15 protein-coding genes and 1 tRNA gene are annotated in these 13,096 nt (G+C 48.9%); 9 read left to right on the plus strand and 7 right to left on the minus strand.

Annotation, left to right across the window (positions count from 1 at the left end; genetic code table 11):
• From ppcA to iorA, 5 genes are all read right to left on the minus strand, one after another.
• On the minus strand, window positions 1-1,416 hold the full coding sequence (gene ppcA / locus AF_RS07485; protein WP_010878983.1) for a phosphoenolpyruvate carboxylase: 1,416 nt from the start codon (window positions 1,414-1,416) through the stop codon (window positions 1-3).
• A gap of 354 nt (window positions 1,417-1,770) precedes the next feature.
• Window positions 1,771-2,421, minus strand: a complete 651-nt coding sequence (locus AF_RS07490; protein WP_052270488.1) for a PGF-CTERM sorting domain-containing protein — start codon at window positions 2,419-2,421, stop codon at window positions 1,771-1,773.
• A gap of 55 nt (window positions 2,422-2,476) precedes the next feature.
• Window positions 2,477-2,549, minus strand: a tRNA-Thr gene (locus tag AF_RS07495).
• A gap of 36 nt (window positions 2,550-2,585) precedes the next feature.
• On the minus strand, window positions 2,586-3,110 hold the full coding sequence (locus tag AF_RS07500) for a nicotinamide-nucleotide adenylyltransferase (protein ID WP_010878985.1): 525 nt from the start codon (window positions 3,108-3,110) through the stop codon (window positions 2,586-2,588).
• A 20-nt stretch (window positions 3,111-3,130) separates the two neighbouring features.
• Window positions 3,131-5,002, minus strand: coding sequence for an indolepyruvate ferredoxin oxidoreductase subunit alpha (iorA, locus tag AF_RS07505; protein WP_010878986.1), 1,872 nt, complete (start codon window positions 5,000-5,002; stop codon window positions 3,131-3,133).
• 166 nt (window positions 5,003-5,168) lie between these two features.
• Here iorA and AF_RS07510 point away from each other — a divergent pair, with 166 nt between their 5' ends.
• The 4 genes from AF_RS07510 (at window position 5,169) to AF_RS07525 (ending at window position 7,595) form a co-directional block, all read left to right on the plus strand.
• Window positions 5,169-5,816 carry a 50S ribosomal protein L1 gene (locus AF_RS07510; protein WP_010878987.1) on the plus strand — a complete coding sequence of 216 codons (648 nt, stop codon included), beginning with the start codon at window positions 5,169-5,171 and terminating at the stop codon, window positions 5,814-5,816.
• Window positions 5,817-6,836, plus strand: coding sequence for a 50S ribosomal protein L10 (locus AF_RS07515; RefSeq protein WP_010878988.1), 1,020 nt, complete (start codon window positions 5,817-5,819; stop codon window positions 6,834-6,836).
• 15 nt (window positions 6,837-6,851) lie between these two features.
• Window positions 6,852-7,172, plus strand: coding sequence for a 50S ribosomal protein P1 (gene rpl12p / locus AF_RS07520; RefSeq protein WP_010878989.1), 321 nt, complete (start codon window positions 6,852-6,854; stop codon window positions 7,170-7,172).
• 219 nt (window positions 7,173-7,391) lie between these two features.
• Window positions 7,392-7,595, plus strand: a complete 204-nt coding sequence (locus AF_RS07525) for a histone family protein (protein ID WP_010878990.1) — start codon at window positions 7,392-7,394, stop codon at window positions 7,593-7,595.
• A 25-nt stretch (window positions 7,596-7,620) separates the two neighbouring features.
• On the opposite strand, the gene AF_RS07530 is transcribed toward AF_RS07525, so the two are convergent.
• Complete coding sequence (locus AF_RS07530) at window positions 7,621-8,328, minus strand: glucose-6-phosphate isomerase family protein (protein ID WP_010878991.1); 708 nt, start codon at window positions 8,326-8,328, stop codon at window positions 7,621-7,623.
• Window positions 8,329-8,401: 73 nt separating this feature from the next.
• On the opposite strand from AF_RS07530, the gene AF_RS07535 reads away from it, so the two are divergent.
• From AF_RS07535 to aroA, 3 genes are read left to right on the plus strand one after another with little or no spacing between them, the layout of a single operon-like run.
• On the plus strand, window positions 8,402-8,815 hold the full coding sequence (locus AF_RS07535) for an archease (RefSeq protein WP_010878992.1): 414 nt from the start codon (window positions 8,402-8,404) through the stop codon (window positions 8,813-8,815).
• Window positions 8,812-9,873: a DUF763 domain-containing protein gene (locus AF_RS07540; protein WP_010878993.1), complete on the plus strand. Its 1,062-nt coding sequence runs from the start codon at window positions 8,812-8,814 to the stop codon at window positions 9,871-9,873. The genes AF_RS07535 and AF_RS07540 overlap by 4 nt, the downstream gene beginning before the upstream one ends.
• Window positions 9,842-11,092 (plus strand): 3-phosphoshikimate 1-carboxyvinyltransferase, encoded by a 1,251-nt coding sequence (gene aroA / locus AF_RS07545; protein WP_010878994.1) that lies wholly within the window; start codon window positions 9,842-9,844, stop codon window positions 11,090-11,092. The genes AF_RS07540 and aroA overlap by 32 nt, the downstream gene beginning before the upstream one ends.
• Here aroA and AF_RS07550 read toward each other — a convergent pair.
• Window positions 11,082-11,912 carry an MBL fold metallo-hydrolase gene (locus AF_RS07550; protein ID WP_010878995.1) on the minus strand — a complete coding sequence of 277 codons (831 nt, stop codon included), beginning with the start codon at window positions 11,910-11,912 and terminating at the stop codon, window positions 11,082-11,084. The two genes, aroA and AF_RS07550, sit on opposite strands and share 11 nt — an antisense overlap.
• A gap of 52 nt (window positions 11,913-11,964) precedes the next feature.
• Between AF_RS07550 and AF_RS12420 the strand changes: the two genes are divergently transcribed.
• Together AF_RS12420 and AF_RS07560 are read left to right on the plus strand one after the other, a co-directional pair.
• Entirely contained in the window at window positions 11,965-12,705 is a 741-nt protein-coding gene (locus tag AF_RS12420) for a hypothetical protein (RefSeq protein ID WP_143274430.1), read from the plus strand.
• Between the two features lie 45 nt (window positions 12,706-12,750).
• On the plus strand, window positions 12,751-13,095 hold the full coding sequence (locus AF_RS07560; RefSeq protein WP_010878997.1) for a roadblock/LC7 domain-containing protein: 345 nt from the start codon (window positions 12,751-12,753) through the stop codon (window positions 13,093-13,095).
• The last annotated feature ends 1 nt before the right edge of the window (window position 13,096 follow it).

Here is a 13,096-nt window from a genome sequence, read left to right on the forward strand (position 1 = left end):
CTATCCCAGAAATCCTCTCAAAATCCCTGCCTCGACAACCAGATTCTTAATATCTCCATCAATTTGCTTTATTATCTCGTTTGTCTTTTCCAGATGTCTTTCATCAGGCTCATAGCCGAAAAGCTCCTTTGCTCTCTCAAAGTCCATCGAGAGGTCAACAATTTTCAGGCTCTCAGGATTGAAAAGGCTCATTGCGGATTCCATCATTCCGTCGAAGTTCTTGAAGACCTCGCATACTGCTTCGTAATCCTTGTCGCTCATCTCCGCAATTCCGATTATCTCAGACGGCAGGCCGATGGAGTAAAGGCTCGCGCAGAAGGTTATGGCTCTTGGCAACTTAATTTCCTCTCCCCTTGAATATCCGAAAAGGCCAACGTGAAGCTTTCTCATTCTCCTTCTCGGAATTCTGGAAGAAATCCTGTTGACGATTTCCGCAATCTTGGCGATTCTTCTTCTGTAACCATCTTTCAGCTTTTCGGCCACCTGAAGGTGTTCCTCGTCAACATAGTCTGACTTCCTCCTTGCTGCTTCCTTAGCCCTCTTTATCGCCCTTCTCACGTCCCCAAACTCGTAGTCGTATTTAAAGGCAGATTGGACGGTGAAGGTGTAAACGGACGGGAATTCATCCAGCACACTCAGGTTCTTCGGAGAAAACCCTCCCCTGAAGGGACACGAGCCAACACCCAAAATAGGATACGTGGAAATCCCGAGCTGTGAAAGGTCGTAAAGAGCCTTTTTGACGTAGATTGTCGCAGCAACAAATCCATAGTTCATTGCCGGGTCCGACCTCGCAAGAAAAACTCTGAGCTCGTCAAGCTCAGCCCACTCTGCATACCTCTCCGATATTTCTGCTGCTCTCATCAGCGAATCCCTGTCTTCAAAGAGCGGAATGACTTTTATCTCCTCCGGCAAAAAATCCCCCAGCCAGTCTGAAACTTTCTCACCCAACAGCTCAAATCGACCCTTACCTGCAACAAAATCTCTGTAAAAGGCGTGAACCTTCATAACCTCCTCAGCACTTCTCGTCATCGGCAAAATAACCTCGAAAATAGGTGGATGCTCGATCCCCAAGCTTCTGACGTAGTCGTAACTGCGAGGAATCATTTCGAGAGTTTCTGCAAGAAGCTTGGCTTCTCCCTTCTCAATCTCGGGATTAGGAACTCTCATCGTGAGCCTGAAATCTTTGCCAAGTGGTCTGGAGCTGAAAAAGTCGTAGTAGCTGGAAAGAAGTTTTCTCACAATGTGTGCATCTGCCTCCTTCCCCTCGAAGTCCCACATCTGCTCGTCGCACTTAAAGTGAGAAAAAACGTAGTAAGCCTCTCTTACCTCATCCTCGCCGTTCAACACCTCAGATGCTGCGAAGAAGGGAATTCTGGCGTTGTCTGGGTGCTGCGTGCTCATCACCCTCGGAACCATGATACGTGCCAATACGTTTTGATTAAAATACTTACGATTGAAAAAGTATGTATCTTAATGATTTTTTAGAGCAAAACACCTCATCTGTCGGCACTGCAATATCCCTCTTTTTCTGCAGTTCCAGGTGAAAGCCCAACGCACCAATTAGATCGCTCAGGGGTCTGATGACGTCCTTAACGTAAATTTCAGCCTTTTCAGCAATGCTGCCAATTTTTTCTCCTGCAACAGTAAACAGTCTTTCTCTAGCTTTTCCTCAAGCCTTTTAAGCGGCTCTTTTCTGCTTATTTCGTCGAACAAGTCAAGGGAAAAGCTCTATTCCAAACTCTGGCCAATAAAATAAAATAAGGAGCTTAATCACCCCTTAACTCTCCCAAAAAGAAGTCCTGCAGCCAGCAGTCCTACTATCGCTAAGGCGGCTTCAAATCCCGGAATTCCGGGAACTTCGCTCTTTGCATAAATTCTTGTATTAAAAGCACTCGCACCGGTTAAATGCCACTCCGCCTTGTTGTCCTTTACGACATTGGCATTTGACTCCACAATTTTGCCCGGCATCTCCAGGTAGTAGTGGAGCGAGAATGAGCTGAGAAGAGCATTACCCAGTTCATTCGAGCTCGTTTGGTTGTTCTCTGAGGCAAAAGACAGGTCCTCGTAAATAAGGAAGCCGTTCTCCTTCCTGATTTTAACCTTGTCGTCATCTGCGGGAACGTAATCTCTTGCCTCGATAATTATCGAAACCTGATCCCCAGACCACACCTCGTCGTAAGATACTTTATCCCTCATCTCTTCAGGTATTTCACTAAGGAAGGACTCTCTCAGCGACTCATAACCCTCCTTTTTTGCACCTTCAGCCAGCAGTCCGTAAACAAAGGAGCTCGTGTTGATAACCAGTTTGTAGCTCTCAACGCTTCCGTCCTTGTTTACCTTGGAATGAACACTTAGCGTTGCGCAACCGCTAAGAACCACTGCCAATCCTACAAGCAAGAATAGAATCATCAGCCTCCTCATATCGCTCATTTTACCTTGAAAAATTAAACTTTGCGATTTAAGGAACAATATTGCAAGCCGCCGGCGGGATTTGAACCCGCGACCTGGTGATTACGAATCACCCGCTCTGCCAGCTGAGCCACGGCGGCTCATCAGCCTTTAAACCGCTGGTATTAAAAATTTTGCTAATCCCTGCTAGCAGCCTTTTTCAGCCTTTCCACTCCGCCTATCTCGTCGATTATTGCTGCAACCTTTTTGGGGACGAGCTCTCTCCAGTTCCCATCTTCGAGCATGAGTTTTCTGATGTAGCTGCCCCTGTAGAGGTTTCTGTCAAATTCGGGGGGAGCAATAACCTCCAGTCCAGCGTCGTGGAAAACCTGAGCTATAACGGGATTTCTCGTTATTATCGAATCCACTTTCGGAACGAGGTTTATTATGTAAAAAGCGTGGCCAACGTACACGCTCATCGTTGGAACAGTCGCGGTTATAATTCTGCTTAAATCAACTCCCTCATCTTTCAAAGCCTCTCTCATCATCCAGATTCTCTCTCCTGCCGTGAATGGATTGAGGACTGTGTGACTTTCATTGGCCATACCAACCAGCAGAACCAGCTCATCGAACTTTTCAAGTGCCCATTTCGTGACCTTAAGATGGCCGAGGTGGAAGGGCTGAAACCTGCCAAATATCAGGGCCCTCAATGGTCTGGCCATGAAATAAATAGGTAGAAAGTTTAATTACTTTTTGCAGGCTTAATCGCTCTGTTCGGACAGATTTTCGCGCAGACAGCACATCCCACGCAGAGGGACTGGTCAATGCTGACCTTTTCACCGTCAAAAATCAGTGCCGGACAGGCGAAGGTGTTGACACACTCCATGCAGAGAGTGCAGTCCTCTGTAACCTTGTAAGTTACAATCTTACCCTCCCTTCTCCTCGCCCTCGACCAAAGTATCGCGCAGGGCTGCCTCGCAATAACCACCGCAACTCCATCGTGATTCAAAGCCCTCCTCAGCACGTCAACCATCTTTCTGACATTGTAGGGGTTCACCACCTCAACAAACTCAACACCGCATCCCCTCACAATGTCCTCAATCCTGACAGCCTTTCCTGCCTCTCCGCATCCCCTGAAGCCCGTCCCCGGATGTGGCTGATGTCCCGTCATTCCTGTGGTGGAGTTGTCGAGGATTACCAGCACGAAATCAGCGTGGTTGTACACGGCATTTATCAGCGGTGGAATGCCAGCGTGGATGAAGGTAGAATCCCCAATCGTTGCTATGATTTTGTTGTTAAGAACATGAGCAAGGCCATTTGAGACTCCAACGCTTGCACCCATGCAGATTGTTATGTCCACCCCCTCAAGGGGCTTATTTATCCCGAGAGTGTAGCAGCCGATGTCGCTGGGCAAAGCTGCATCTCCAAGCTCGTCAACAACTCTCCGTATCGCATAGAAGGAGGCCGAGTGGGGACAGCCGGGACAGAGAACTGGAGGTCTTGGCGGAGCTTTTGCGGCAAGCTTTTGCGATTCTGCAACAATGCCCTCATAATCTCTGCTCGGTTTAATTCCAAGAGCCTTGGCAATCCCCGTCTCAACTCTCCCCACGTTGTATTCATAGTTCATGGGCATGTAGCCGTTCATCTTGCCGTAAACCTCGGCCAGTCCCATCGCTCTAACATGAAGCTCCACAAATGGGTCAACCTCCTCAACGACTATGACCTTCTTCATCTGGGATACAAAATTCTCAATAAGCCTCTCTGGCAGAGGGTGCATTGACGAGAGCTTCAAAACGGGCAGGTTTAGATTCAGGTTCTCGAGAGCCTCCTTGGTGTAGGCGTAGCTCAGACCGCAGGCAATAATGCCAACATCCCCATCCCCCTCATCAACCCAGTTCATCTCAGAGCTGTTGAAATACCTCTCAATCTTCTCCAGCTTCTCCAGCAAAATTGGCTTCAACTTTCTCGCATGAGCGGGCAAAACCACATCGGTTTCGGGATGCCTCTCCCACTCAACCCTGCTGAACTCCTTCTCAGGGATTTTTCCAAGCTCAACGACACCGCTTGCATGGCTCAGCCTCGTGTAGCTCCTCAAAATCATTGGCAGGCCGAATTTTTCGGAAAGGTCAAAGCAGAGCTTTGCATAGTCCTTAGCCTCCTGCACGCTTGACGGTTCAACAACAGGAAGCTTTGCAGCTTTTCCGTACCACCTGTTGTCCTGCTCGTTCTGGCTGCTGTGCATTGATGGGTCGTCTGCGGTGACAAGCACAAACCCACCTCTCGCACCAACGTAGGCAAAGCTGAAGAGAGGGTCAGCAGCAACATTAACTCCAACGTGCTTCATCGTTGCCATTGCTCTTTTTCCAGCAAGAGAAGCTCCAACGGCAACCTCAAAGGCAACCTTTTCGTTTGCAGAGTACTCCATGTAAAAATCCATCTTTCCTCTCAGAAGCCTGCAAGCATCGCTCAGAGTATCGGCAATTTCAGATGAGGGGGTGCCGGGATAAGCGGCAAAAACGTCAATTCCAGCCTCTATTGCTCCTCTCGCAATGGCTTCATTGCCGAGCAGAAATACCTTTTCACCCTCTGCGTCTCTGACAACATCGTTGAGCATGGCGGCAGTTTATAAGAGGAATTAAAACGTTTCCCCTTCTGTCTGTGCTTTTTAATTTTGAAATTTTATCTGCCCATTTCAGAGAACCGATAACTTAAAATACCTCTCCACTACTCCCTAAGGAGTCCGTAGGAGGCTACGGCCGCTGGGACTACGGGGTGGTAAGATGATAGTGGATAAGGATAAACTTGTCAAGTCGATAGAGGAAGCTATTAAGAACGGAAAGAAAAGGAGATTTGTAGAAACGGTTGAGATGGCAGTTAACCTCAGAAATGTGGACATGAAGAAGCCTGAGAACAGAATTGACACTGTCGTAAACCTACCTCATGGCTTGGGGAAGCCAAGGAAAATCGGCGTTTTTGCGAAGGGTGACACAGCCCTGAAGGCTAAGGAGGCGGGTGCAGACGTTGTTATTACTCCAGAGGAGATCGATGAGCTTGCGAAGGACAAGAGAAGAGCGAAGAAGCTTGCGAATTCAATCGACTTCTTCATTGCCGAGGCTCCGCTGATGCCCGAAATCGGTAGAAAGCTCGGCCCTGTTTTGGGGCCGAGGGGCAAGATTCCGCAGCCGATTCCCCCGCTCGCTGACCCAAAGCCCTTCATTGACAGACTGAGAAACTCTGTGAAGATAAGGACGAGAGATAAGACAACTTTCCACGCACCCATCGGCAGCGAGAACATGGACGTCGAGAAGATAGCGGAGAATGCTATGGAAATTTTAAAAGTCGTGGAAAACAAGTATGAGAATCCCACGCAGGTTGTCAAGTCAGTGTATGTGAAGAAAACAATGGGTCCTGCAGTGAGGGTGGTGTAAATGGCCGCAGTTAGAGGCTCTCCTCCAGAGTATAAGGTTAGGGCTGTCGAGGAAATCAAGAGGATGATTTCGTCAAAGCCAGTTGTGGCTATAGTAAGCTTCAGAAACGTACCTGCTGGCCAGATGCAAAAAATAAGGAGGGAGTTTAGGGGTAAAGCCGAGATAAAGGTCGTTAAGAACACCCTTCTTGAAAGGGCGCTTGATGCCCTCGGAGGGGACTACCTCAAGCTTAAAGATTATCTGGGAGACCAGATTGCCATAATTACTGCGGACGAAAATCCTTTCAGGCTTTTCAGAATGATTGAGGATACTAAGGTTCCCTCTCCGCTCAAGCCGAATCAGGTTTCTCCTGTCGATGTCGTCGTCAACGAGGGGCCAACGCCAATACCTCCCGGCCCGCTGATGGCTGAGCTTCAGATGGCAGGATTGCCCGTTGCCATTGAGAAGGGCAAAGTTGTCGTTAAGGCCACCACAACCGTCGTAAAGGCCGGAGAGGTCGTTAGGCCGGAAGTTGCCAGAGCGTTAGAAAGGCTCGACATTAAGCCAATCAAAATAGGGCTTGATGTTAAGGCAATGCTTGATTCCGGAGTCATTCTCACACCTGAGACGCTGGCCATAGATACTGAGAAGGTGCTTGAAGACTTCCAGAGAGCGTACCAGATGGCGCTCAACCTTGCCGTTAACTCCGCTTACGTCACTGAAGAGACTGCCGAGATACTCATAATGAAGGCTGTGATGGATGCCAGAAACCTTGCAATCAACGCAGGAATCTTCGAGAAGGGAGTGATGGAAGACATACTTATGAAGGCCCATGCGGAGATGCTCTCCCTCGCATCACTGCTACCAGACGAGGCCTTGGACGAGGAGCTCAAGTCAATGCTTTCCGGAATCGCAGAAGCTGCGGCTCAGGCTACTCCGTCAGTAGAGGAAAGGGAAGAGGAAGAAAAACCTGAAGAGGAGGAAGAAGAAGAGGAGAAGGAAGAGGAGGCAATTGAAGGTTTAGGTGCATTATTTGGTTAAAAGGAGGTGTTGAGAATGGAGTATGTGTATGCGGCTCTCCTGCTGCACTCCGCTGGTAAGGAGATAACCGAGGACAACGTAAAGGCAGTTCTTGAAGCTGCGGGCGTGGAAGTGGATGAGGCCAGAGTCAAGGCCCTTGTTGCCGCGCTTGAGGGTGTGAACATCGACGAGGCCATCCAGAAGGCAGCAATGCCGATGGCAGTGGCAGCAGCGCCAGCAGCTGCAGCGGCAGCACCGGCGGAGGAAGCGAAAGAAGAGGCCAAAGAGGAGGAAGAGGAGGAAGAGGAAGTCAAGGAAGAAGAGGCCATCGAGGGGCTCGGAGCCCTCTTTGGTTAATTTTTTGTAAAAATTTAAAATTTTTAGATATATTTCTTTTCTGCGATTTTCATTTTTCCCTCATCCCAACATTGCATCAACATCTTAACTTCGTTCCCATTTAGGGGCTTGCAGACATCACATGTTTGAGAAAATATTGTTCTGATGGAAGTTCGATAGAAAAGTATATATATACCTAATACTAAATTTTGTATCGAAAAGAGATAGGAGGTGTGTTGGATGGCTGAGTTGCCGATGGCACCGGTTGACAGATTGATTAGGAAGGCTGGGGCTGAGAGAGTAAGTGCAGATGCAGTGGAAAAGATGGTCGAAGTGCTTGAGGACTACGCAATTACCGTTGCTAAGAAAGCTGTGGAAATTGCGAAGCACTCTGGCAGAAAGACCGTCACTGCGGACGACATTAAGCTCGCTCTCTCGATGTAAAAATTTTAAATTTACCTTAAATTTTTTAGACGACTTCAAAAGCGTTTTCGAAGATTTCCTGATGCTCGTGGGGCTTGACCAGAAATTCTAGCTTTTCTATGGTGTAAACGAGGTCGTACATGTCCCCCTTAACATCCAGCACGTTTTTGGGTTTCGCAAACCTTATTTCTGGAGCATCATCGTAGTTCCTGTTTCTGACCCACTCCCCGTTGATGTAGTAGTAGCAAGCGCCCCTCCTCTTCGTGTAGGGTTCGTAGATGGAGCTGAAGTTCCTGCACACCCAGTTTGCGGTGATTAAATCGCTCTCAGTCGGGTTAATGGTCACGTGACCGTAGTTTGGTGGAATTATTACTGTGTCCCACTTCTTCCCCTCAACGACTATCACATCCTCGATTTTTCCGTTTGAAGGCTTTTGCAGTATGAAAAGGGCCTCTCCCTCAAGCACCTGGTAAACTTCAGGATAGGTAAAGCCCCTTACAACTTCCGGATGATAGTGGCCGTAAGTTTTAATGCTCTCTCCACCTATGTTGTTTGGCGGTATAACCGTGTAGTCGTATCTCAGCCCTGCATTTCTGATAATCTCCGCCTCCTCGTCTGTTTTGAAGGAATCCCTGAACATGTAGTAAGCGTCAAAATCTTCCTTAAGTGCTTCGGGAAAAGCAAGAACGGGTTTTAAATCAGAGGCTTTTCTAACCTCTGACTGAAAAACCTTCTTTCCGAAAACAAACTCCATGATTAAAAAAAGAGCCGGATGTATTTAAAGCTTGTTCAGAAAGGTATTATAGCAGGTTGTGTGAAGAATTAACATGAAATACAGATTCATAGACCACACCGCAGACATAGCCTTCGAGGTTTACGGTTCAAACTTGAGGGAGTTATTCGAGAATGCTGCTCTCGCCTTTTATGATGCTTTTGTTGACACATCAGGAATTGGAATAGAAAGGGAAGTTGGGGTTGAGTGCGAGGGGGAGGATGTGGAGATCACGCTTTACAGATGGCTGAACGAGCTGCTCTACCTCTTTGACACCGAATTCTTCGCCGCAAAGGATGTGGAGGTTGAGGTTGAGGAGGGTGATGGGGTCAAGGCGTCGGGAAAGCTCAGGGGAGGGAGGTTCAGCGCCGAAATGGTCAAGGTTGAGCCCAAGGCGATAACTCTGCACAAGTTCAGAGTGGAGAAAACAGATAAGGGATACGTTGCTTTCGTCGTTGTGGACATATGAAGGAAATCTATCTTCCCCTGCACCACGGAAAGGCACCTCACTGGCTGCTCAGCAGAATGAAAAAGCTGGCAAAGCCCATAGTCAAGCTAATAGTCCTCGAATACGGAGAAAGGGAGTTTCTCGAAAGGCTTTCCAATCCTATATTCTTCCAGTCTCTTTCAAACGTCCTCGGATTTGATTGGAATTCAAGTGGTGTTACGACGGTCCTTACAGGAGTTCTGAAAGCGGTAATCAACAACGAGGAATTCGACATAAGGATTGCAGGGGGCAAGGGAGGCAATGCTCTCAAAACACCAGAGGAGATTATGAATTACTCTGAGCAGATCGGGGCTGATGGGGAAAAGCTGGTTGAGTTCAGCAGGCTGGCGGCAAAGGCTGACAACGCTGCTCTCATCGACGGCTACTCCCTCTACCATCACGCGGTAATATTCACGCCGAGGTACTTCACCGTCATTCAGCAGGGGATGAACGAGACTGAAAGAATGGCTCGCAGATACCACTGGAACGTTTACTCAAGCGTTCCCGAGCTGGAAAACGTGCACGAAGGAATCATTACCGAGAGAAGAGAAAATGAAGTTGTGAACATGCTCTCCGACATCAGCAGAGATGCTAAAAGGCTCTGTGTTGATATTGTCAGGGACGGAAGTTTCAGGAGGGACTACGAGCGGATGATTTCGGTTTTGAGGTGGAGAAAAGGGCTGAGAGTCCCTAAAAAGCTCGACTGGAAAGTGGTTGAGAGGGCCTACAACCTACAGCCGGAGCGGTTCGAGGAGTTGCTTTTGATTAGGGGCTTTGGGAGAGAGACGATTCGAGCTCTCGCCCTTGTTGCTGAGATTATTTACAACACTGAGTACGACAAGACTGATCCGGCAAAGTACTGCTTTGCTGTTGGCGGTAAGGACGGAGTGCCCTTTCCGGTAAGAAGGGACATTTACGATGAAATTATTGAGTTCATGCGCGAGACTGTTAAGCAGGCCGAAATCGGCGATTTTGAAAAGAAAAAGATGCTGGAGAGGCTGAGCAGATATGGATGTGATTGTCAGGAAAGGCGAGATTAGAGGGAAGGCGAAACCGCCCGCCTCCAAAAGCTACACGCACAGAGCGTTCATAGCTGCATCCCTCTCCCCATCGGCAAGAGTTGTGAATCCGCTAATCTCCGAGGACACGATTTCCACGCTCAATGCATGTAAGAGAATTGGAGCGGCTGTGCTAAAAAAAGGAAACGAGTGGCTTTTCAGCGGAGTTGATGGTGTTGAAGCTGAAGGGTACTTCAACTTCGCGAACTCGGGAACGACCTTGAGAATTTTCACAGGTCTTCTCTCCCTGTCGCCCTTCAGAAGCGTTGTTGATGGCGACGAGTCTCTGAGGAAGAGGCCAAACGGGGAGCTTGTGCTCGCACTCTCCAAACTCGGTGCAAGGTTCAAGGGTAGGGAGCCTTACACACCACCCTTCTCGGTTCAGGGGGTGATTAAGGGAGGAGAGGTGGAGATTGAAGCTCCGAGCTCACAGTTCGTCTCTTCCCTCCTCTTTGCGCTGTCGCTGGCTGAGGGCGATTCTTCGCTTAGGGTGGAGAAGGTGAAATCACAGCCATACATAGACGTGACTCTCGACGTTCTCAGGGAGAGCGGCGTTAAGGTTGAGAGAGAGGGGAATTTTTACCACATACCCGGCTCACAGAGCTTCAAGCTGCGGAGATATGACGTCCCGGCGGACTTCTCTTCTGCAAGCTACCTCATCGCTGCTGGTTTGATTGCAGGAGAGGTCGTTCTGGAGGGCATGTTCGAGTCCGCTCAGGGCGACAGAAAAATTGTCGACATCTGCAGGGAAATGGGTGGCAGCGTGGAGTGGGATAAAAAGAGAGGTGTCATCAGAGCGGAGAGGTCGGAGCTGGAGGGCGTTGAGGTTGACGCTTCTGACATCCCCGACCTCGTGCCAACAATCGCCGTTCTGGCTGCTGTGGCCAAAGGAAAAACGAGAATTTACAACGCCGAGCACCTGAGGATAAAGGAGATAGACAGGATAGAGGGAATCCATCAGAACCTGAAGGCCTTGGGTGTTGAGTCGAAACCCCTGAAGGATGGATTAATCATAAAAGGGGGCAAGGGGGAGTTCAGGGGAGTGGTGGACTCATTCGGAGACCACAGAATGGCCCTTGCCTTCTCACTCCTCGGCCTTCTCGGGGAGGTGAAATGCAGGAATGCGGAGGTCGTTTCTGTCTCGTTTCCGGGCTACTTCAGAGTGCTTGAGTCCTTGGGAGCCAGCGTAATCAGACTCTGACGTACTTCCCGTCTTCTTTTCTTACCCTCCCTTCCATTTCGAGCTTTTCGATGTGCTTCTCAATCATAACCCTCTCAAAGAAGTCCAGTATCTCCTTTGCGTAGGGCTTTCTCCCGTAAATGGGGGAAAGCTCGACGAGCTCATCCAAGCTCTTCGGTTCCTCAAGAAGACTTAGAATTATCTCTTCCCTCTCTTTTATCTTCCTCTTGAACTCCAAGATTCTTCCCTCAGCCTCCTCCTTTCCGAATACTGGCTTCGAATGGGCCGACACGAAAATCTCGAAGTCGATGTCGAGGAGCTTGTCCATTTCCCTCTCAAAGAGGTAGGGATCTGCTTCTGGATTCCCGTAGAAGGGTCCAAAGGAGGTTAAATCAACATCGGCCCCAAAAAGAACCTTCTGCTCGATCAGAAAAACGTGGTGGTCCATGGTGTGACCTTTAACGGGTACTGCAACTATTTCGGGCTCCTTTACAACAACACCCTCCTCGTATCTTTCACACTCAAACTCCCTCAGCCCTGTGGCGGCGCTTATAAACCTCTTCCAGCTTTCTACCAAATCGGGTGCAACAAAGCGCCTTGCGAGGGTGTCGAGCGTAATCCTGCCCTCCGCAGGAGCCAGGACGTCTTTAAAGAGCCATGCACCACTGGAATGATCAGGGTGGAGGTGGGAAAGGACTAGCAAGCTCGCGTTGACTTTCCTCATAACCTCAAGTCCTGCTCCGGCGTCGATAACCACATCCCCAACCACGACAACGTTGCAGTAGGGAAATCTCCCCCCGTTCATACCCTCGATAACTCTAACACCTCTCATTACTTCCATTGCATTCCCCAACAACTTATTGTTGAAAACACTATCGAACGCGGCCAAGCAGTTGAAGAAGGAAAGGAGTCTGCTCGGAAACGCGTATATGGCTGCCCTTCTGTTCTACATTTCAGCTATCTTCGTTCCTGAGGCAATATGGCTTCTCTGGAGCTTCCCACACTGGGAAACCATGCATGTATGGAATTCTCTCAGCGAGATACCCACCGCCTATGTTACGGCTTTCATTTCTGGAGACGCTTTGCTCGCTGTAATCGGCTTCTGGGTTGCAGCAAAGCTAATAAGGTCCGGGAGAGATTACGCAGCCCACATCCAGTGGATAGCCGGATACTTCGCCTTTTTCTTCGTTTTGGCTCACGGATGGGATGGAACGGGATGGCAGAGGTTCACTTGGGACCCCACGGTGACGGGCATGCCATGGGAGCCGGGGAGAACGATGTGGGTGGATTTTGCAACGAGCAACGTTGCCATTACGCTTTACGCAATGGCCCTGCCGACGATAGTCCCGATGATTGCTGGAGGCTACATCTGGCTCAGGAACGGTCACATTCTTGCAGGTTTGGATGGGGCAAGAGCCTCCAGTTTGGCTGTGAAGGGAGTTGCTATATATCTCCTCGGAGTCTTCGTGGCTTTTCTGATGGCCGCGTGTGCGACAGTAATTTCGCTGCACCTCACCACGCAGGCAGGGATGCTGGTTGGAGTGATTGTCACAATTACCGTAGCCTACGCTCTGGCCTTCAGAAGGGGAGGAATTCTTCAAACCGCAATTTCTAGAGGATTTAACTTGACATAACTTTTAAATAGTTATTTTTATAACACTTTTATTGCTGGTGATAACATGTTCGAAAACGTGATAGCCGATATGCTCAGTGTTAATGGTGTTAAAGGTGTGTACATCGTTGATGCTGAGGGGGCCCTGATCGAGGCCGAGTCGATTTTTTCTGACGATGATGAGGTCTATGCTGCCCTGATTGCCGACGCTTTTAACAAAGCCTCAGAAGTTTTGAGTAAAATATCCTCCGATGAGCCGGAGCTTTTGATGATAGACGGTAAAAAAGACCGGATTGTGGCTTCAAGGGCGGGGGACTTAATCTTCGGCATAATTGCCGACCAGAAAACCAATTATGGATTGCTGAAAATAGAAATCAAAAAGGCGGTTGAAAAAATAACGGCCATGGTGTAGA

It is taken from the genome of Archaeoglobus fulgidus DSM 4304 (genome assembly GCF_000008665.1).
In the GTDB taxonomy this organism is placed as follows: Archaea; Halobacteriota; Archaeoglobi; order Archaeoglobales; family Archaeoglobaceae; genus Archaeoglobus; species Archaeoglobus fulgidus.